16 protein-coding genes are annotated in these 20,416 nt (G+C 66.8%); 6 read left to right on the forward strand and 10 right to left on the reverse strand.

Annotation, left to right across the window (positions count from 1 at the left end; genetic code table 11):
- Positions 1 to 92: 92 nt before the first annotated feature.
- Both ACFJI2_RS14820 and ACFJI2_RS14825 read right to left on the reverse strand, forming a co-directional pair.
- The gene (locus ACFJI2_RS14820; RefSeq protein ID WP_377705711.1) at positions 93 to 620 is read right to left on the reverse strand and encodes a sugar O-acetyltransferase; all 528 of its coding nucleotides are present in this window, start codon (positions 618 to 620) and stop codon (positions 93 to 95) included.
- Between the two features lie 8 nt (positions 621 to 628).
- On the reverse strand, positions 629 to 2,290 hold the full coding sequence (locus tag ACFJI2_RS14825) for a SulP family inorganic anion transporter (protein WP_377705712.1): 1,662 nt from the start codon (positions 2,288 to 2,290) through the stop codon (positions 629 to 631).
- 154 nt (positions 2,291 to 2,444) lie between these two features.
- Between ACFJI2_RS14825 and ACFJI2_RS14830 the strand changes: the two genes are divergently transcribed.
- Positions 2,445 to 2,951 (forward strand): hypothetical protein, encoded by a 507-nt coding sequence (locus tag ACFJI2_RS14830; protein WP_377705713.1) that lies wholly within the window; start codon positions 2,445 to 2,447, stop codon positions 2,949 to 2,951.
- 38 nt (positions 2,952 to 2,989) lie between these two features.
- Here ACFJI2_RS14830 and ACFJI2_RS14835 read toward each other — a convergent pair whose 3' ends face one another.
- Positions 2,990 to 3,562, reverse strand: coding sequence for a TetR/AcrR family transcriptional regulator (locus ACFJI2_RS14835; protein ID WP_377705714.1), 573 nt, complete (start codon positions 3,560 to 3,562; stop codon positions 2,990 to 2,992).
- A gap of 100 nt (positions 3,563 to 3,662) precedes the next feature.
- On the opposite strand from ACFJI2_RS14835, the gene ACFJI2_RS14840 reads away from it, so the two are divergent.
- Both ACFJI2_RS14840 and ACFJI2_RS14845 read left to right on the forward strand, forming a co-directional pair.
- The gene (locus tag ACFJI2_RS14840; RefSeq protein WP_377705715.1) at positions 3,663 to 4,721 is read left to right on the forward strand and encodes an aldo/keto reductase; all 1,059 of its coding nucleotides are present in this window, start codon (positions 3,663 to 3,665) and stop codon (positions 4,719 to 4,721) included.
- Positions 4,722 to 4,732: 11 nt separating this feature from the next.
- Positions 4,733 to 5,866, forward strand: a complete 1,134-nt coding sequence (locus ACFJI2_RS14845; RefSeq protein ID WP_377705716.1) for a thiolase family protein — start codon at positions 4,733 to 4,735, stop codon at positions 5,864 to 5,866.
- Positions 5,867 to 5,951: 85 nt separating this feature from the next.
- Here the strand turns inward: ACFJI2_RS14845 and ACFJI2_RS14850 are convergent, their stop codons facing one another.
- On the reverse strand, positions 5,952 to 7,436 hold the full coding sequence (locus ACFJI2_RS14850) for a diguanylate cyclase (protein WP_377705718.1): 1,485 nt from the start codon (positions 7,434 to 7,436) through the stop codon (positions 5,952 to 5,954).
- Positions 7,437 to 7,597: 161 nt separating this feature from the next.
- On the opposite strand from ACFJI2_RS14850, the gene ACFJI2_RS14855 reads away from it, so the two are divergent.
- Both ACFJI2_RS14855 and ACFJI2_RS14860 read left to right on the forward strand, forming a co-directional pair.
- Positions 7,598 to 8,584 (forward strand): SDR family oxidoreductase, encoded by a 987-nt coding sequence (locus tag ACFJI2_RS14855; RefSeq protein WP_377705719.1) that lies wholly within the window; start codon positions 7,598 to 7,600, stop codon positions 8,582 to 8,584.
- A gap of 14 nt (positions 8,585 to 8,598) precedes the next feature.
- Entirely contained in the window at positions 8,599 to 9,663 is a 1,065-nt protein-coding gene (locus tag ACFJI2_RS14860; protein WP_377705720.1) for a Ku protein, read from the forward strand.
- Between the two features lie 40 nt (positions 9,664 to 9,703).
- Here the strand turns inward: ACFJI2_RS14860 and ACFJI2_RS14865 are convergent, their stop codons facing one another.
- From ACFJI2_RS14865 to ACFJI2_RS14875, 3 genes are read right to left on the reverse strand one after another with little or no spacing between them, the layout of a single operon-like run.
- Complete coding sequence (locus ACFJI2_RS14865; protein WP_377705721.1) at positions 9,704 to 10,060, reverse strand: ribonuclease E inhibitor RraB; 357 nt, start codon at positions 10,058 to 10,060, stop codon at positions 9,704 to 9,706.
- Between the two features lie 19 nt (positions 10,061 to 10,079).
- Positions 10,080 to 12,773 carry a DNA ligase D gene (gene ligD / locus ACFJI2_RS14870; protein ID WP_377705722.1) on the reverse strand — a complete coding sequence of 898 codons (2,694 nt, stop codon included), beginning with the start codon at positions 12,771 to 12,773 and terminating at the stop codon, positions 10,080 to 10,082.
- A 58-nt stretch (positions 12,774 to 12,831) separates the two neighbouring features.
- A complete protein-coding gene (locus ACFJI2_RS14875) occupies positions 12,832 to 13,512 on the reverse strand; it encodes a polyphenol oxidase family protein (RefSeq protein ID WP_377705723.1) in 681 nt (226 codons plus the stop codon).
- Between the two features lie 127 nt (positions 13,513 to 13,639).
- On the opposite strand from ACFJI2_RS14875, the gene ACFJI2_RS14880 reads away from it, so the two are divergent.
- Entirely contained in the window at positions 13,640 to 14,428 is a 789-nt protein-coding gene (locus ACFJI2_RS14880) for a substrate-binding periplasmic protein (RefSeq protein ID WP_377705724.1), read from the forward strand.
- 3 nt (positions 14,429 to 14,431) lie between these two features.
- Here ACFJI2_RS14880 and ACFJI2_RS14885 read toward each other — a convergent pair whose 3' ends face one another.
- From ACFJI2_RS14885 to ACFJI2_RS14895, 3 genes are all read right to left on the reverse strand, one after another.
- Positions 14,432 to 17,629 (reverse strand): efflux RND transporter permease subunit, encoded by a 3,198-nt coding sequence (locus tag ACFJI2_RS14885; protein ID WP_377705725.1) that lies wholly within the window; start codon positions 17,627 to 17,629, stop codon positions 14,432 to 14,434.
- A complete protein-coding gene (locus ACFJI2_RS14890; protein ID WP_377705726.1) occupies positions 17,626 to 18,798 on the reverse strand; it encodes an efflux RND transporter periplasmic adaptor subunit in 1,173 nt (390 codons plus the stop codon). Before ACFJI2_RS14890 ends, ACFJI2_RS14885 begins: the two co-directional genes overlap by 4 nt.
- 145 nt (positions 18,799 to 18,943) lie before the next feature.
- Positions 18,944 to 20,416, reverse strand: coding sequence for an efflux transporter outer membrane subunit (locus ACFJI2_RS14895; protein WP_377705727.1), 1,473 nt, complete (start codon positions 20,414 to 20,416; stop codon positions 18,944 to 18,946).

Here is a 20,416-nt window from a genome sequence, read left to right on the forward strand (position 1 = left end):
AACCTCATAATTTGCTGATCGGGTCAGCAAATAATAACAATTCTCATTTAAACCACAAAGACAATTGTTTTTACCGCAGCGATAGTTTTTCCCTAAGGGATCTCGCGCACCACGCGGCAGGGGTTGCCAACCGCCAGGCTGTTGGCGGGAATCGACTTGCTCACCACGCTGCCGGCGCCGATGGTGCAGTTGTCGCCGATGGTCACGCCGTGCAGGATGGTGACATTGGCGCCTATCCAGACGTGGTTGCCGATGGTGATGGGTAGCGCCTCGAACACGCCTGCCGCGCGCGCCACCGGGTCGACCGGGTGGCTGGCCGCCGAGATCACGGTGTTCGGGCCGATCAGCACATGGCTGCCCAGCGTGACCGGCGCGCAGTCCAGGATCACCAGGTTGTGGTTGGCGAAGCAATGGTCGCCCACGGTGATGTTGTAGCCGTAGTCGCAAAAGAACGGCGCCTCGAAGTGCGCGTTGTTCGGCTTGCGCAGCAGCTGTTCGAGGATTGCTGCGCGCTTGGCGACATCGTCCTCGCGGTTGAAGGCGGCGCACAGCAGCTTGGCAGCGCGGCGCTCCACGCTGCCGGGCGACTCGCCCGGGCGATAGGGTTTGTTGTCCTGCATGATTTCTCCTAGATGTATTCCGCCACCCCGCCCTCGCGGCCCGCCTGCAAGGTATTGCAGGCCATTGCCGTGCTGAGGAAGATGGGACCGCTCAGCTGCTGCAGCAGATCGCTTTCGCGCAGGCGGTCCATGACCGGCCCCTTCACTTCGGCCAGGTGCAGGGTCACGCCGCGCCGGCGCATGCTGGCGTTCCAGTCGGACAGCGCGAACAGCGCCGTGGTGTCGATCGAGCTGACGGCGGTCATCACCAGCAGCAGGTGGCGCGCTGCCGGGTGCGTGCGCAATTCTTCTTCAATGCGCTCGCTCACCGCTTCCACGTTGCCGAAGAACAGATTGGCGTCGATGCGCAGCACCAGCATGTCGGACTGCGTTTCAGCCGGATAGCGCTCGATATTGCGGAAATGCTCACTGCCCGCGATGCGGCCCAGCACGGCGATGTGCGGCCGGCTGGCGCGCCAGATCAGCGTGCCCATCGACAAGAGCACGCCCAGCACCACGCCCGCCTCCACGCCCAGCGCCAGCACGCCGGCGGCCGTGGCGGCCCAGGCAGCGGCGTCGCCCCGGTCGTAGCGCCAGGCCAGGCGCAGCGTATCGAATTCCAGCATGCCCAGCACGGCCACGATGATGGTCGCGGCCAAGGTGGGGAGCGGCAGTAGCGCCAGCCAGCCGGTCGGCGCGACCAGCGCGGCCGCCAGCAGGCAGGCGGTGATGACGCTGGCCAGCGGCGTATTGGCGCCGGCCGAGAAATTGACCGCCGAGCGGGAAATGCTGCCCGTCACCGGGAAGCCGCCGGACACCATGCTGGCCACATTGGCCGCGCCCAGGCCGAACAGCTCCTGGTTGCTCACCAGCTTCTCGTTGCGCTTGAGCGCCAGCGTCTGCGCGGCCGACATGCTCATCAGGAAAACCATGAAGCCGATCAGCAGGCCGGGCTGGATCAGCGCGCGCCAGTGGCTGCTGGACGTGGCCAGGTTCAGGGCCGGCAGGCCGGAGGGTACGGCGCCCGTGGTGTGGATGCCCATGGCCTGCAAGCCGAGCAGCGGCACGGCGGCGGTGGCCGCCAGCACCACCAGCATGGGCGCCAGCCGGCCGCCCAGGTCGGCCTGCGCGGCGGACAGGCCGCAGCGGCGCAGCAAGGCCGCCAGGTAGCGCTTGCCCAGCACCAGCAGCGCCAGCGACACGCCGCCCAGCACGGCGCTGGGCAGGTGGAACTCGGGAAAGGACGCGCCCAGCAGCGGCTTGACCTGGCCGCCGGCGATGACGATGGCCGAGCCGACCGTAAAGCCGCTCATCACGGGGCGGGAAAAGAAGTTGGCCAGGAAACCCATGCGCAGCGCGCCGCACACCAGCAGCACCACGCCGGCCACCAGCGCCAGCTGCGCCGCCAGCACGCCGTACAGCGCCGATCCGGCCGGCGCCAGCGGCGCGATCACCACCGCCGTCATCAGCGAAATGATGGCCATCGGGCCGACCGACTGCGTCATGCTGCTGCCAAACAATGCGTAGACCAGCGGCGGCAGAATGCTGGCGTAAATCCCCGCCACCGGCGGCAGCCCGGCCACCAGCGCGTACGCCATGCCTTGCGGGATCATCATCATCGCCACCACGATGCCGGCGCTAATGTCGCCCGGCAGCATGGCACGCCGGTATTGCCTCAACCAATGCAGCATTGCTCTGTCCGTCAGCCTTGAAATAAGCGAAGCCTACCATACGGGCAACGCATATGGATATAAGGAAAACAGATATGGCCAACCATTGAGCCATCTCATCATCCCCGATTAAAACAGCGCCACAGTGGGAACTACCGCGCTCTCAGGAGGTCCAATGAACTCGATTGACACGAAAAATTTGCGGGATGATGATGGCCGTATGAATGAACGCGTCGCCAATCTGGAAAGAATTGGGGAAGAGACCTCCATGCGCCTGGGCTCACTGGAGCGCAAGGTGGACGGGCTCGCTCGCGATCTGGCGGCATTGGCGGAAACTGTCGGCAAACTGCGAATCGATGTCGCGGTACTGACTCAAATCGTCACAGCACAAGGGCAGCAGATTTCAGCGCTGACGCAAAGCGTGCAAGCCTTGACGGAACGCGTCAGCAATATTGAGGCCCGGCTCGCCATCGTGGAGACCGCCATGGCCACCATGGTCACTAAGGAATACCTGGAGAAAGCGCTGCACGGCATGACGTGGCGCATTATCGGAGCCATTACGCTGCTGACCGGAGCGGTTTGGTTCGCCTCCCGCTACAACCCGCCATATCCCCCGCTCGCACCGGCGGCTCTGACGGCGCCGGCCGCATCTGCACCGCTGAATCCGCCGCGCATGCCCTGACGGTCGCCGCAGGTCGTTACCGAGGACCGAACTGCGGCTTAGCGCTTCTGCTCCAGCGCCGCCACCACGGCCGCGAGCACCTCCTCGGACTGCGCCGGATCGGCCATCACGCGCGACAGCACCAGGCCGCCCACCATGCTTGCGTAGTCGGCGATCGCCTGGCGGCGGCGCGCGGCGGCATCCTCGCCCGGCTCCAGTTCGGCCAGCAGCGCCAGCTGCGCCTCCACGCCGTCCGCCATGGCCTTGCGCACTTCGGGGCCGGCGCGCGCCGCGTCCGTGCCCAGGGTGCTGACCGCGCAGCCCTTGCCCGGACAATCGCGGTGCGCCACCGACAAATAGGACTCCGCAATAGCCGCCACCGGCCGTTCCGGCGCCTGGTCGGCCAGCTTGCGCCATTTCATCACCGACTTCTCCAGCGCCTTGGCGGTGGCTTCCGCCAGCAGTACTTCCTTGGATGCGAAATGGCCGTAGAAGCCGCCGTGGGTCAGGCCCGCGCCCTTCATCAGGTCCGCCACGCCGATCCCGTCAAAACCCTTTTCGCGGAACAGCCTGGCCGCCGTCTCCACGATCCGTTCGCGGTTCAATGCCGCCTGCTCCCTGCTCACTTTCATGCCGCTCTCCTTCGCTAAGTTCTGCTTGACATTATACATTATGGCCGTAATATATGAAGCATTGATGACGATCGTCATTTAAACCTCAAGGAGCAGCTCCATGCAATACAAGACTTTCGGCCGCCGCACCGGCCTGCGCGTTTCCGAAGTGGCCCTGGGCACCGGGAATTTCGGCACCGGCTGGGGCCACGGCGCCGAGCGGGACGAAGCCAAAAACATGTTCGACGGCTACGTGGCCGCCGGCGGCAACTTCATCGACACGGCCAACGGCTACCAAGGCGGCCAGAGCGAGGAAATGGCCGGCGACTTCATCGCCGCCGACCGCGACCACTTCGTGCTCGCCACCAAGTACACGCTGGGCGTGGGCGACCAGGACGGCATCTCGCGCACCGGCAACAGCCGCAAAGCCATGATCCAGTCCGTCGAAGCCAGCCTGAAGCGCCTGAAAACCGACCGCATCGACCTGCTGTGGACCCACTTCTCCGACGAGCAGACGCCGATGGAAGAAATCCTGCGCGCCTTCGATGACTTGGTGCGCTCCGGCAAAATCCTGTACGCCGGCCTGTCCAACTTCCCGGCCTGGCGCGTGGCCCGCGCCGACCTGATGGCCGAGCTGCGCGGCTGGTCGCCCATCATCGGCGTGCAGATGGAATACAGCCTGGCCGAGCGCAGCGGCGAGCGCGAACTGCTGCCGATGGCGGACGCGCTGGGCCTGGGCGGCGCGCTGTGGTCGCCCCTGGGCGGCGGCGTACTGACCGGCAAATACCGCAACAACGAAGGCGGCCGCCTGCAAGCGTTCGGCGGCTTCCTGTTCCGCGACGAAAAAGACCAGCGCACCCGCGCCACCGTGGACGCCGTGCTGGCCGTGGCCGCCGAGGTGGACGCGCCGCCGACCCACGTCGCCATTGCCTGGCTGCTCGAACGCAGCCGCCGCTCCACTACCAGCCTGGTGCCCATCCTCGGCCCGCGCTCGCGCGCCCACCTGGACGGCACGCTGGGCGCTTTGACGCTGAAGCTGAGCGACGCGCAGTACGAGCGCCTGTCGGCTGTGAGCGCCGTGCCACTGGGTGTGCCCCACGAAAGCGCCGCCGGCTCGGCTGCCCGCATCGCCGGCGGCCGGCCGGAGCTGCTGCTGCCGGCCAAAGTCCCCGTTGCCTGAAAGGAGAAACCATGAAAGCCGTCATCAGCGCCTACGCGCGCTCCCCCTTCCACTTTGCCAAGAAGGGCAAGCTGGCCGACACCCGTCCCGACGACCTCGCCGCGCAAGTGGTGCAAGGCCTGATGCAGCGCACCGGACTCGACCCGGCGCTGCTGGACGACGTGATCCTCGGCTGCGCCTATCCGGAATCGTCGCAGGGCAACAACCTGGCGCGCATCGTGTCGCTGCTGGCCGGGTTCCCGTTCGAGGTGCCGGGCATGACGGTTAACCGCTTCTGCGGCTCGTCCATGTCCGCCATCCACATCGCCGCCGCCCAGATCGAAGCCGGGCTGGGCGAAGCCTACCTGTGCGTGGGCGTGGAATCGATGACCATGGTGCCGCAGGGCGGCTTCAACTTCTCGCCCAACCCGCAGCTGTACGAGCACAGCGACACCTACATCAGCATGGGCCACACCGCCGAGAACGTGGCCAGCCGCTACGAGGTGGCGCGGGCCGACCAGGAAAAGATGGCTTACGAGTCGCACCGCAAGGCGGCCGCTGCGCGCGAGGCCGGCCTGCTGGCCGGTGAAATCGTGCCGGTGCGCACTGCGGCCGGCGAGCTGGTGAGCGAAGACGGCTGCATCCGCCCGGGCACCTCGCTGGAAGCGCTGGCAGGACTCAAGCCCGTGTTCCGCGACGACGGCGTGGTGACGGCCGGCACTTCCTCGCCGCTGACCGACGGCGCCTCGGCGGTGCTGGTGACCAGCGCAGCGTTCGCACGCAAGCACGGCCTGACGCCGAGCGCACGCATCATCGGCATGGCGTCGGCCGGCGTGGACCCAGCCGTGATGGGCATCGGCCCCATCCCCGCCACGCGCAAGGCGCTGGCGCAGGCCGGCATCACGGCGGACCAGCTGGACGTGGCGGAAATCAACGAAGCGTTCGCCTCGCAGGCGCTGGCCAGCGTGCGCGAGCTCGGCATCGATCCGGCGATCGTCAACATCGACGGCGGCGGCATGGCCATCGGCCACCCGCTGGGCGCCACCGGCGCGCGCATCACCGGCAAAGCCGCCGCCCTGCTGGCGCGCAAGCAAGGCCGCTACGCGCTGGCCACGCAATGCGTCGGCGGCGGCCAAGGCGTCGCCACCATCCTCGAAGCCCTGTAGCCTGTAAGCTACAAGCCTTCAAGCGGCCTGAGCCGCATTCGGGGCCTGACCCCGAATGCGGCTCAGACTGGCTGGGTGGGCGGGGTCAGGAGGCCATGGCGAGTTCGACGCAGTTGCGGCCGGCGCGCTTGGCGCGGTAGAGGGCGGCGTCCAGGCGCTCGAGCAGCGTGGCGGCGCCTTCTTCCGGGCCGGCTTGCGCCACGCCCAGGCTGATGGTCACCGTCTCGCAGCCGGGCAGCTCGGTGCCGGCAATGGTGGCGCGCAGCTTTTCGGCCAGCTTGAGCGCGTCGATGGCGGCCGTGTGGGTGGCGATGATGAGGAATTCTTCGCCCCGCATGCGCACCAGCATGTCCGATGTCCGCAGCCGGCCCAGCACGGTCTGCGCCACCGTGCGCAAGGCCTGGTCGCCGCAGGGATAGCCATAAATGTCGTTGATGGAACGGAAGTTGTCGATGTCGAAGACGATCGCGCCCAGCGGCATGCCGTAGCGCCGCGCGCGCCGCATTTCGTTGTCCAGCTCGGCCTCGCCGTGGCGCCGGTTGTAGGCGCCGGTCAGCGCGTCCACCGTGGTGATCTGGGTCAGCTTGCCGGCCAGCGCGTCGTTTTGATGCTTGAGCTCGCTCATCGCCAGGCCGAAGCTGATGAATTGCGCCAGGCTGCCCAGGCCGGAGAACTGTTCACGCGAGAAGCATACGTGGCGGTCGAACATGAGGCTGATGGCGCCCTGCACGGGGCCGCCGGCCTCGCTGCGCAGCGGCAGCGCCAGCACCATGCGCACGCCCTTGTCATGCAAGCTCATCGCCAGTTCGGGATCGCCCGCCTTTTCCGGCGCGTCCAGCAGCACCATGTCGCCGCTGCCCACCGCCATCAGCGGCGGGAAGCTGTCCGACAGCGGCGTTTGCAGCAGCCGTTCGGTGCGCTGCAGCAGCCGCGCCAGGTCCAGGTGGTTGCGCGATTCCTGCGCCGCCAGCACCAGGTTGCCGCGCTCGCGCATATGGAACAGCGCCGCGTGGCGCACGCCGGGGAAGCTGCACAGCGCGGTGCAGACGCGCGCGGCCATCATGTCCAGCTCTTCCAGCCCGGTCAGCGCGCGCTGCACGCCGCGCTGGATGGCCAGCAGGTCGCGCAGTTCCCTTTCCTTGTCCAGCAAGGCCTGCTGCGCGGTGGCCGCCGCATCCAGCGGCGCCGTGAGGGCCTGGCTGACCGATTGCTGCAAGTCTTCGCTCAGCAGGGGGCTGATGCGGTAGGTCAGCGGCCCGGCCGCCATCAGCTCCGGCAGCCAGGAAGTATTTCCGTAGGGACACAGCACCAGCACCGGCGCGCCCTGCCGCGCGCGGATCAAGGCGCCGGCGGCGGGCAGGTCGCCGCTGTCATCGAAGCCGTCCAGGTCCAGCACCAGCAGGTCCACCGGGTCGCGCGCCAGCATGGCGGTGGCGCCGTCGAAGGTTTCCGTGAGCAACAAGCGGTTGAACAGCTCGCCGCAGCAAGCCTGGAACTCGCCCCGCCGTTCGCTTGCGAGGTTGAGAAATAGCCCTACCCGCCGGGCGTGGCTGTCGATGTCTGCGGCCATGAGATATCCCCAAGTCTTCTTATATGAACTCTTTACAGTTTGCCATAGAGTTCATAATTAGCAACGACACCGGGTTGAAAATACCGGTTTATGTGTGAAACCGCACCGTCAATGGCGCACTCCGTCTGAATACTGGTCGCTTGCAGATGAAGGAGAACGTCATGGCAGACCCAGGAAACAAGTCGGCGGAATCCGCCGCCAGCATGCAACGTGCTGTACAGCAAGAACAGGACAGGCGCGACCAGTCGCAGGGACAGCAAAAGGAAAGCAAGGATGCGGTGCAGACCAGCCGCCACGACCAGCCCAGCCCGCCCCTGCCCAAGCAGCATCTGGAAAAACCCGGCAGCGAAGCGGACATGGAATTGAAGCCGCGCTTCCTGGCGCCGGACTATTGCGGCAGCGGCAAGCTGAGCGGCATGACCGCCCTCATCACCGGCGGCGACTCCGGCATCGGCCGTTCCGTGGCGGTGCTGTACGCGCGCGAGGGCGCGGACGTGGCCATTGTCTACCTCGACGAGCACGAGGATGCGGCCGAGACCAAACGCTACGTGGAAGCCGAAGGCCAGAGCTGCCTGCTGCTGCCCGGCGACGTGCGCGACCCGGCATTTTGCCGGCGCGCCGTGGACCAGACTGTCGCCGAGTTCGGCCACATCGACATCCTGGTCAACAACGCGGCCTTCCAGGAGCACGCCGGTTCGCTGAGCGAGCTGTCCGAAGAGCGCTTCGACCTCACCATGAAGACCAATATCTATGGCTACTTCCACATGGCCAAGGCGGTGGAGCCGCATTTGCAGCGCGGCTCGTCCATCATCAACACCGGCTCGGTGACCGGCCTGCAGGGTTCCAAGCACCTGCTGGACTATTCCACCACCAAGGGCGCGATCCATGCGTTCACGATGTCGCTGGCGTCCAACCTGCTCGACAAGGGCATCCGCGTGAACGCGGTGGCGCCGGGACCAGTGTGGACGCCGCTCAATCCCGCCGACCAGTCGCCCGAGAAGATCGCGCAGTTCGGCGCCTCCACCGACATGAAGCGCCCCGCGCAGCCTGAAGAACTGTCGCCGGCCTACGTGTTCCTGGCCGCGCCGTGCTGCTCCAGCTACATCACGGGTATCGTGCTGCCGGTGACCGGCAGCGTGGGCGAATAGAGGGAGGCGGCGCCATGGCACGCTCATTGTGGAAAGGCGCCATCAGCTTCGGCCTGGTGCACATCCCGGTTGAAATGCACACGGCCGTGCAGTCGCACGACCTGGACTTGACCATGCTGGACAAGCGCGATTTCTCGCCCATCGGCTTCAAGCGCTACAACAAGAGCACGGGCAAGGAAGTCAGCTGGGACAACATCATCAAGGGCTACGAGTACAAGGACGGCGAGTACGTGGTGCTGTCGGACGAGGATCTGCGCCAGGCCAACGTGAAGGCCACGCAGACCATCGACATCCTGGCCTTTGTGGACGCGGCCGACGTGCCGCTGACCTATTACGAAACGCCCTACTACCTGGCGCCGGGACGCGGCGGCGACAAGGTCTACGCGCTGCTGCGCGAGACCCTGCGCCAGGCCGGCCGCATCGCCATCGCCACCGTGGTGATCCGCGTGCGCCAGCACCTGTGCGCGCTGGTGTGCGTGGACGACAGCATCATCCTCAACACCTTGCGCTTTGCCGAGGAGATCCGCAGCACGTCGGAGCTGAAGCTGCCGCCCAAGTCCGTCAAGTCGGCCGGCATTTCGGACAAGGAACTGAAGATGGCCCTGTCGCTGGTGGAAGGCATGACGGAGGAGTGGAATCCCGAGCAGTACCACGACACCTACAAGAACGACGTGCTGGCCCTGGTGGAGAAAAAGGTGAAGGCCAAGCAGACCAAGTCGATCACCGTGGCTGCGCCGGAGAAGAAGGAAGCAGCCAGCAGCAACGTGGTGGACCTGGTGGCGCTGCTCAAGCAGAGTCTGGGCGGCAAGGGCAAGAAGGTGGCCGACGACGAGGACGAGGACACCGCTCAGGAGGCCGGCGACGAGGACAGCGGCGAGGAGGAAGCAGCGCCGCGCGTGCGCAAGCCGGCGGCAGCCAAATCGGGCGCGAGCAAGGCACGCAACGCTTCAACAGCGCGCGCCGCCGCCAAGCCGGCCGCCAAATCCGCCGCCAAGCCGGCCGCGAAAAAGGCAGCTGCCAAGGCGCCGGCCAAGCCGCGCGCAGCCAGCAGCACAAGCACCCGCCGCAAAGCCGCCTGACAGACGCCTCGGCCGGCGGCCCGCCGGCCGGCGCCCGGGCTTACTCAGGCATGGCGCATTGCGACACGCAGCCCCAGCCATCATTGCGACCGCCGAACAGCGTGGCCGCCCTGGCCAGTTCTTCTTCGTAGCCCGTGATGTTCTCGTAGGTGGGCACCATGAAGGGATGCGCCTGTACTTGCCACGGCAGTTCAGCGTTGCCTTCGTACGGTGCGAACGACACCTTTTGCCCGCCGCGCAGCAGCTGGGTGGCGAATTTCAGCGCGCCGTCTTCGGATGGGAAGATGACGGAGAAATCCATTTCCCGTGGAATTTCAAGATCGTCCCCGTCCTGGTCCATGCCCCACAGCACGCCACCGTTTTCATCGTCCGGAAATTGGGAATAGTCGCGTAACATCGTTGCCTCCTGAGGATACCTAGTCCGCCGTGAAACCCAGCGCCTTCATGGCGGCGCCTATGCTTTTGGCGGCGCCGTCGTAACCATCCCACGGCGCGTTGCCCTCGTCAAGCCGGGTATGGACCGTGGCCACGGTCCAGTGGTCGCCGCCCTTCAGGTGGGACAGTTCGTCCCAGCGCACCGGTACCGAAATGCCGAGCCCGGGCCGGGTGCGCGCCGACCAGGCGCACACGGTGGTCGCGCCGCGCCCGTTGCGCAGGTAATCGATAAAGATCTTGCCGAGCCGGTTTTTCGGCCCGCTCTTGAGCGCGAACCTGTCGGGCAGCGTGGCCGCCATGTGCTCGACGATGGCTTTGGAGAACGCCTTCACGGTATCCCAGTCATAGGCGGGCTTGATGGGGACCACCACGTGCAGGCCTTTGCCGCCGCTGGTCTTCAGGAAGGCGGGCAGGCCAAGCTGGTCGAGGAAGGCGCGCATCAGTTCCGCCGCTTCCTGGATGGCCGGCCAGGTCACGCCCTTGCCGGGGTCGAGGTCGAAGATCATGCGGTTGGGCTTTTCGTACGTGCGGGCCACCGCGTTCTGCGTGTGGATCTCCACCACGTTCCACTGCGCGGCGGACAGCAAGCCTTCCACGTTCTTCACCGCCAGCATGGGGGGATGGTCGGGGTCCAGCTCCTGGTCCAGGTGCATCAGGCCGGGCATTTTGGTCACGTCGGCATGCTTCTGGAAGAACAGTTCCCCGCCCACGCCGGCAGGCGCGCGCACCAGCGACACTGGGCGCGCCTTGAGATGCGCCATCATCAACTCGCCCACCAGCGCGTAATAGCGCACCAGCGCAATTTTGGTGGTGCCGCTTTCGGCATCGATCACGCGGTCGGGGTTGGTGACCTTCAGGCTGTCCGGCAGCGTGCCGTGCAGCGCCGCCGGGGCGGCATCGGCGGCATCGGCGGCATCGGCGGCATCGGCGGTGGCTGGCTGCGGCGCGCCTCCGGTGCTTGCCTTTGCAGCAGCCTTTGCACCAGCCTTTGCACCAACCTTTGCGCCGGGCTTGGCGCCGGCCTTGGCGCGCTTGCCGGCCGGCTGCTCCGGTTCCGCGTAGGCCAGGTCCTCCACATGCGCCGGCTGCTCGCGCGTGATCAGCCGGGGCGGCTTGTCGTTGCGCAGACCCTGGAATACGGCGTGCCTGACCGATCCGCTGCGCGTCCATTCACCGAAGCTGACCTCCGCCACCAGCGTGGGCTTGACCCAGTGCGCCTTCTTGGCAATGGCCTTGGTTGGCGCGAACGGGCTCTCGTCGGCGGCCAGCTTGTCCAGCTTCGCCTTCAGCGCGCTCAGGCTGGCTTCGTTGAAGCCGCTGCCCACATTGCCGGCGTAGTGCAGCTTGCCATCCTTGCCGTGCGTGCCCAGCAGCAGCGAACCGATGCCGGTGCGCGAGCCTTGCGGGTCCGTGTAGCCGCCGATGACAAATTCCTGCCGCTGCCCGCATTTGAGCTTGATCCAGTCCCCCGAGCGCCGCGAGGTGTAGCCCGAATCGCGCCGCTTGCCGATTATGCCCTCCAGGCCCATCTTGCAGGCCGCCTCCACCATCTCCTGCGGCAGCGCCTCCAGCTGTGCGCTCAGGCGGACCATCCCCGCGTCGTGCCTGGCCATAACGGCGCTGAGCAGCTCGCGCCGCTGCACCAGCGGCACGCTGCGCAAGTCGTAGCCGTCGAGGAGAGGCGCGTCGAAAAGGAAGTAGACGATATCGTTGGTTTTTTCGTTGTCGAACGATTGCTGCAAGAGGCCGAAGTCCGGCCGGCCGTTCTCGTCATGGACCACGATCTCGCCGTCATACCAGCCGCGCGGCAGCTTCATTTTCGCCAGCGCGGCGTGCAAGGGTTTGAGCTTGTGGGTCCAGTCGTTGCCGTTGCGCGTGAACAGCTTGATGTCCTTGCCGTCCACCCGCACCAGGAGGCGGTAGCCGTCGAACTTGATCTCGAACAGCCAGTCTTCCGGGTTGGATGGCGGCTTGTCCACCAGCGTGGCCAGCTCGGGCGCCAGCGTGGCGGGCAGCTCGGCTTTTTCGGCTGGAACCTCGGCGGCCGCAGCGGCCGGGGAAGCAGCGGCGGACGCAGCCGCCGCGCCGGCGCCCGCACCCGCGGCGCGGCCGCGCTTCGCCTTCGGCATGCCCAGTTTTTTCACGCTATCCGGCATTTCGTCCACCACGCTGAATTCGGCGGCGGGCCGCGCGTATTCGTCTTTTTCCTTGATCAGCAGCCACGGTTCCTGCTTCTCGCCGCGCCCCTTCATGCGCACCAGCGCCCAGCGGCCATGCATCTTGTGGCCGCGCAGCTCGAACTTCAGGCTGCCGGCCCGGTAACCCTTGCGCGGGTCATCCAACGGATGCCATGTGCCCTTGTCCCAGATAATAACCTTGCCCGCGCCATACTGCTTTTCCGGTATGGTGCCCTCGAACGTATTGTAGGAAATGGGATGGTCTTCCACGTGCACGGCCATGCGCTTGTCGTGCGTGTCGTAGCTGGGGCCTTTGGGGACGGCCCAGCTCTTCATGGCGCCGTCCAGCTCCAGCCGGAAATCGTAATGCAGGCGCGAAGCCCAGTGCTTCTGGATGACGAACGACAGGTTCTCCCCGCCCTCCTCGCCGCCTTCGGCCGGTTCGGGCGTCACGTCGAAGTTGCGCTTGGCCTTGTAGGTTTTCAGTGTGTCGCTCATACCGCTGACTTTACGCCCGGCAGCCCGGCGCCACGGTTAGCCAGTTAACAAAGCGTGGCTATTTCAAGGCATCAACGTGTATCAACAAGCCCGCGTGCTGCTGAGAATTACGGTCGCCGCGCCGGTAGCTGCGGAAAGTCAGTTCGCCGTCCGCGTTGCGCGCGCAGCAGGTGCAGCCGCCCACATGCTCGATCCCGCCCAGTCCTGCGCGTTCAAGTTCGTACTGCGCAATGGCGCGCAGGTCCAGGTGGCGGTGCGTCGGCACGACGGTGCCGGGGGGCAGCGCCGCGTAATGGCGCACGAAGTCCTGGGCCAGCTCCTCGCTCACTTCGTAGCACGGCGCGCAAATGGTGGGGCCGACGGCCGCCACCCAGTCCGCAGGCCGCTCGCCGCGCTCGCGCAGCTCGTGCCAGAAGCGGCCGATGATGCCGGCGTACAGCCCGCGCCAGCCGGCGTGCAGCGCCGCCACCATGCCGCCGTCGCGCCGCGCCATCAGCAGCGGCACGCAGTCGGCGGTAATCACGCTGACGGGAATGCCGCTGGCCGAGGTATAGAACGCATCGGCCTCGCCTGCCGCCTGCTGCGTTTCGGTGATGTGCACCGAACGCGTGCCGTGCACCTGCCGTTTGTCCGGCCGCAGCGCCCACGCCGCTTGCAGCGCCTGCGGCACCAGCCCGGCCGCCGTACCAAATCCATGTTCTATCCCTGGCACCGCCGCCAGCAACGCACTCGTGATCAAGCTATCCTCATTGTCAAATCAGCCAGCCGGCATGATAAACGAACGGCGGCCGCCTTGCCGCTACAGGTTGATTGCCGTGGGAAATGCGCCTATAGTCTGAAGTCATCCCCCCTCAAAAGGATGAGCCATGACCAGGACAAGCTTGCGGCCCCGGATGCTGCCCCTGCTGGCCGCCTTGTTATCCTCCCTTGTGCCGGCCGTCGGGCGCGCCGCGCCGCCGCCCCTGACCTTCGTGATGCAGGTTTTTCCGCCCTTTAACGACGTGAAAGGCGGCCAGCCGGTCGGCGTGTTCCCCGACATCTTGCGCGCGGTCTGCTCTGCCATGCAGACGCAATGCAAGCTCGACGTCTATCCGTGGCGGCGCGCCTACGCACTGGCCCAGGGCGGCAAAGTGGACGGCATCCTGCTGCTGCTCAAGACGCCAGAGCGCGAGGAGATTTTCCACCTGGGCGCGCCGGTGATCCAGTCGGCCTACGTGCTGTACGCGCAACAGCACAATCCGGTGCGCTACACTGCGCCGGGCGACCTGGCGGGCTACACCATCGGCGCCTACGGCCCGTCCGGCACTTCCTACGCGGCCGCCGAGCTGGTGCAGCACATTCCCGGCGCGCGCATGGAAGTGGAAATGGATAACCCGACCGCGCTGCGCAAGCTGCGCCTGGGCCGCTACGGCGCCAAGGGCGCGGTGTTCATCAACCAGGACCTGGCGCTGCACCTGATGAAGCAGGAAGGCGACGCCGGCCTGAAACAGGTGGGCGAAGTGCAGAAGGTGGAGTATTACATCGGCCTGTCGCGCAAGAAAATGACCGAGGAGCAGGCCGAACTGTTCCACGCCACGCTGCGCCAGCTGCAGCGCGACGGCACGGTTGCCGCCATCGCGCACCGGCACGGACTGAAGCCCGCGCCGCTGCAGTGACGCTCACTCAGCCCCGCCGTGCGGCGTGGCAGGCGGCGTGGCCGGCACCGCCGTTCCGGCATGCGGCTGGCGCTCGAACTTGCGCGCAAAGGTGCGCAGGATGACGTAGAACACCGGCGTGAGGAACAGGCCGAAGAAGGTCACGCCCAGCATGCCGGCGAACACCGCAACACCCATCGCGTGCCGCATCTCGGAGCCCGCGCCGCTGGAGAACACCAGCGGCAGCACGCCCATGATGAAGGCGATGGACGTCATCAGGATAGGCCGCAGCCGCAAGCGGCAGGCCTCCAACGCAGCTTGCAGGATGGTGCGGCCGTGGTCTTCCAGCTCGCGCGCGAATTCCACGATCAGGATGGCGTTCTTGGATGCCAGCCCCACCAGCACGAACAGCGCGATCTGGGTGAACACGTTGTTGTCGCCGCCGGTGATTTTCACGCCGGCCAGCGCGCACAGGATGGACATGGGCACGATCAGGATCACCGCCAGCGGCAGCGTCCAGCTCTCGTACTGCGCGGCCAGCACCAGGAACACCAGCAGCACGCACAGCGGGAACACATAGATCATGGTGTTCCCGGACAGGATGTCCTGGTAGGTCAGCTCGGTCCATTCGTAGCTGATGCCCTTGGGCAGCACCTCGCGCGCCAGCTTTTCCAGCGCTTCCTGCGCCTGCCCGGACGACACGCCCGGCGCCGGGGCGCCGTTCAGGTCCGCCGCCACGTAGGCGTTATAGCGCTGCACCATGTCCGGCCCGTAGGTGTCGCTCACACGCATCAGCGAGGACAGCGGGATCATCTCGCCCCGCTCGCTGCGCACCTTGAGCTGGGCGATCTGCTCCACGCGCGAGCGGAATTGCGCGTCCGCCTGCACCCGCACCTGGTAGGTGCGGCCGAACTGGTTGAAGTCGTTCACGTACAGCGAACCGAGGTTGATCTGCAAGGTCTGGTAGATGGTGGGCAGCGCCACGCCGAGCTGCTTGGCACGGGTGCGGTCGATGTCGGCGAACAGCTGCGGCACGTTGATCTGGTAGCTGGAGAACACGCCGGCCAGCTTCGGCTCCTGCCAGGCCTTCATCTGCAGGGCCTGCACCGCCTTGTACAACTCGTCGTAGCCCAGGTTGCCCCGGTCTTCTATCATCATCTTGAAGCCGCCTATGGTGCCCAGGCCATTCACGGGCGGCGGCGGGAACACCATGATAAAGGCGTCCTGTATCGCGCCCATGCGCTTGTTCACTTCGGCGGCGATGCCCAGCCCGGACTCGGCGGCGCCGTGCCGTTCGTGAAAGGGTTTCAGGCCGATGAAGACGATGCCCGCATTCGGCGCGTTGGTGAAGCCGTTGATGGACAGGCCGGGGAAGGCAATCGAGTCCTGCACGCCGGGCACGCCGGTGGCCAGGTCGGACATGCGGCGGATCACGGCGTCGGTGCGGTCCAGCGAGGCGGCGTCCGGCAGCTGCGCGAAGCCGACCAGGTATTGCTTGTCCTGCCCCGGCACGAAGCCTTCCGGCACGGCGCGGAACATCAGTCCGGCGCACACCACCAGCAGCAGGTAGACACCCACCGCGCCGGCCTTCCGTTTCAGCACGCCGCCCACGCCATCCTCGTAACGCGCCGAGGCGCGGCCGAACACCTTGTTAAACCAGTGGAAGAAGCGGCCGAACACCTTGTCCATCAGGCGCGTCAGCGGGTCCTTGGGCGCATCGTGCGGCTGCAGCAGGGACGCGGCCAGCGCCGGCGCCAGCGTGAGGGAGCTGAAAGCCGAGATCACGGTGGATATCGCGATGGTGAGCGCGAACTGGCGGTAGAACTGGCCGGACAGGCCGGACACGAAGGCGATCGGCACGAACACGGCGCACAGCACCAGCGCGATGGCGATAATCGGCCCGCTCACCTCGCGCATGGCCTGGATGGTGGCGTCGTGCGGCGTGAGGCCATTGGCAATGTTGCGCTCCACGTTTTCCACCACCACGATGGCGTCGTCCACCACGATGCCGATGGCCAGCACCAGGCCGAACAGCGACAGCGTGTTGATGGAGAAGCCAAACATCAGCATCACCGCGAAGGTGCCGACGATGGACACCGGCACCGCCAGCAGCGGAATGATGGACGCGCGCCAGGTCTGCAGGAACACGATCACCACCAGCACCACCAGCGCCACCGCTTCCAGCAGCGTGTGGATCACGGCCTTGATCGATTCGCGCACGAACTGCGTCGGGTCGTAGACCACGTCGAAGTCCACGCCCTCGGGGAAATCCTTTTTCAGTTCGGCCAGCGTCTTGCGCACGTCGGTGGACAGCTGCAGCGCGTTGGCGCCGGGCGCCTCGAAGATGCCGATGGCGGCGGCAGACTTGTTGTTCAGCAGGGAGCGCAGCGAATAGGAATTCGAGCCCAGCTCCACCCGCGCCACGTCGCGCAGCAAGGTGGTGGCGCCGTCGCCGCTGGTCTTGACCACGATGGCGCCGAAGTCCTCCAGCGATTTCAGGCGGCCCTGGGTGTTTACAGTCAGCTGGAACTCGGACCCGCGCGACGGCGCCGCGCCGATCACGCCGGCCGCCACCTGCACGTTCTGCTCGCGGATGGCTTGCACCACGTCGGCGGCGGTGAGGTTGCGTGCGGCCACCTTCTGCGGGTCCAGCCAGACGCGCATGGCGTAGTCGCCGGCGCCGAACAGCTGCACCTCGCCCATGCCGGGGATGCGCGCCAGCTGGTCCTTCACGTTGAGCACCGCGTAGTTGCGCAGGTAGACGTCGTCATAGCGGCCGTTGGGCGACACCAGGTGCGCCACCATGGTCAGGTTGGGCGAGGACTTCACGGTGGTCACGCCGATCTGGCGCACCTCTTCCGGCAGGCGCGGCAAGGCGCGCTGCACGCGGTTCTGCACCTGGGTTTCGGCCTGCTCCACGTTGGTGCCGATCTTGAACGTCACCGTCAGCGCCAGCGAGCCGTCCGAGGTGTTTTTCGAGTCCATGTACAGCATGTTCTCGACGCCGTTGATCTGCTCCTCCAGCGGCGCGGCCACGGTTTCGGCAATGATCTTGGGATTCGCGCCCGGGTACTGGGCGCGCACCACCACCGACGGCGGCACCACGTCGGGATACTCGGAGATGGGCAATTCGATGATGGAGATCACGCCTGCCACGAAAATGATGATGGACAGGACGGCGGCGAAGATGGGCTTGTCGACGAAGAAGCGGGAGAAGTTCATGGCTTGCCCCCCGCTTGCGCCACCTTGGTTTCCTTGGCCGGCTTGGGCGGCGCGGCCGGGTCGTAGTCCATGCCGACGATCTGCGGCGTGAGCGGCGCGCCGGGCCGCACGCGCTGCAGCCCGGCGACAACCACCTTCTCGCCTTTGGAAAGCCCGGACCGCACCACGCGCAGGCCGTCGATGGACGGCCCCAGCGCCACCGGCCGGTACTCGGCCTTGCTCTCCTTGTCCACCACGAACACGAACTTGCGGTTCTGGTCCGTGCCCACGGCGCGCTCGTTGATCAGCAGCGCCTGCGTCGCCTTGCCGTCCTTGCCGCCGCTGACCTGCACGCGGGCGAACAGGCCGGGCACCAGCGCATTGTCCGCATTGGCGAAGGTGGCGCGCATGCGCACGCTGCCGGACTGCGGATCGAGGCGGTTGTCGACGAATTCCAGCTTGCCTTCGTGCGGGAAGCCCTGTTCGTTGGCCAGGCCCACGCGCACCGCCACCGGCGTGCCCTTGTGCGCCATCGGTCCCACGCGCAGATAGGTTTCCTCGTCGCCGTCGAAGCTGGCGTAGATTTTGTCCACCGAGACCACGGAGGTCAGCACCGCCGTGGTGTCAACCAGGTTGCCGACCGTGATTTCGGCCTTGCTTACGCGGCCCGCAATCGGCGCCAGCACGCGCGTATAGCCCATGTTCAGGCGCGCCGTTTCCAGCGCCGCGTGAGCGCCGCGCAGGTCCGCGTCCAGCTCTTTCAGCCCGGCCGCGCGCTCGTCCAGTTCGCGCCGGGCGATGGCGCGGTCGGCATACAGGCGCTCGGCGCGGGTCAGCTCCAGCCTGGCCAGTTCGGCCTTGGCGCGGTTGGCGGCTGCGGCCGCCTCGGCCCCGTTCAGCGCCGCCTGGTAGGGGCGCGGGTCGATCACGAACAGCACGTCGCCCTTGCGCACGATGCTGCCCGGCGTGAAATTGACGGAAGTGATGTAGCCGCCCACGCGCGGACGCACTTCCACGCGCTCGATGGCTTCCAGGCGGCCGGAGAATTCCTGGGTCTCAATGATCTCCTTCTCCACCACCACGGCGGCCGACACCGGCGCCCCGCCCTGGGGCGGCGCTTCCTTGGGTTTGTCGCCGCAAGCGGCAAGCAGGACAACTGACAAGACGAACGGCAGAGCAAGCTGGCGCATGGCTATCCCTCGCTGAAAGTGGGTGTCTATCCTACCGCGAGTCTACCGGTGCCGGCCGCCGATGGCGAGTAAATCAATGTTAAAAAAAACGGCGCCATCACTGGCGCCGTCAAGGGCAAAACGAGAACTACCGGTATAGAAAATCTTACTTCGATGCAACTGCCAGCGGCGCTGCGGCATCCCAGCCGCCGCCCAGCGCGCGGATCAGCGCCACCGTGGTGACGGCGCGGCTGCCGCGCAGCTGCACGGCTGCGCGTTCCACGCTGGCCAGGTTGCGCTGCGCGTCCAGCAGGTCCAGGTAGCTGGAACGGCCGGCGTCATACAGCTTCTGCGCCAGGTCGGCCGAACGGCGCGCCGACACCAGCGCGTCGTCGATCTGCTGGGTCTGGCCGGACAGGATGCGCAGGCCGGCCAGATTGTCTTCCACCTCGGCGAACGCGGTCAGCACGCTCTGGCGGTAGCTGGCAACCGATTCTTCCAGCGCCGCTTCGCTGCGCACCACGTTGTTCTTGTTGCGTCCGCCGTCGATCAGCGGCATGGACATCAGCGCGCCCAGCACCCACGAACGGCTGCTCCACTTGAACACTTCCGAGAAGGTGCCTGCGGCGCCGCCGCCGTTGGCGCTGATGTTCAGCGCCGGGAACATGGCCGCGCGGGCCACGCCGATACGGGCGTTGGACGCTTCCATGGCGCGCTGCGCGGACGTGATGTCCGGACGGCGCTCCAGCAGCGCCGACGGCAGGCCAGCCGGGATGGCGGGCAGCAGCGACGAATCCAGCAGCGGGCTCACGCCGGCCGTGAAATCGGCCGCCGGTTTGCCCAGCAGCACAGCCAGCGCGTGCTCGGTGGTGACGCGGGTGCGCTGCAGGCCGATGGCCTCGGCGCGCGAGGTGGCCAGTTCGGTCTTGGCGCGCGACAGGTCGAATTCGCCGATGTCGCCCAGGTCGAAGCGGCGCTGGTTGACCTTCACGTTTTCTTCGCGCAGGCGCACCGTCTGTTCCAGCGTGGCCAGTTCGGCGTCCGTGGCGCGCAGGCGGAAGTAAGTCTGCGCCACGTCGGCCTGCACCGACAGCAGCACCGACCGGTAGGTCGCCTCCACCGAAGCGGCGTCGCTGCGGGCGGCGTCCACGCCGGAGGAGACGCGGCCGAACAGGTCCACTTCATAGCTGGCCGTCAGGCTGGCGGTGTAGGTGGTCTGCGGCGCCACCGGCGTGCCTTGCGGCAGGCCGAGCGACTGGGCCGAGGCACGGGCGCGCTGGGCGCCCACGCCCACGCCGATTTGCGGGATGCGGTCCGCTTCGGCGATGCCGGCGATGGCGCGCGCCTGCTTCACGCGGGCGGCCGCCACGGCCAGGTTGGCGTTGGCCTTGGTCGCTTCCGCGATCAGCTGGTTCAGGGCCGGATCGTGGAAGGCCAGCCACCATTCGCCGCGCGGCTGCTGCTCGGCGGGCTGCGCCTGCTTCCAGCGGGTGCCGTCGGCGGCGGTCTGCACGGGCGCTTGCCCTTCCTTGAAGGCCGTCGGCACGGCGATGTCGGGCTGTTTGAATTGCGGCGCGGCGCATGCGGTCAGCAGCAGCGCTGCGACCAGTGGCGCCACACCTTTGGCGATCATATTCAT

The sequence above is a fragment of the Pseudoduganella sp. UC29_71 genome (genome assembly GCF_042693265.1).
Classification (GTDB): Bacteria; Pseudomonadota; Gammaproteobacteria; order Burkholderiales; family Burkholderiaceae_D; genus Rugamonas.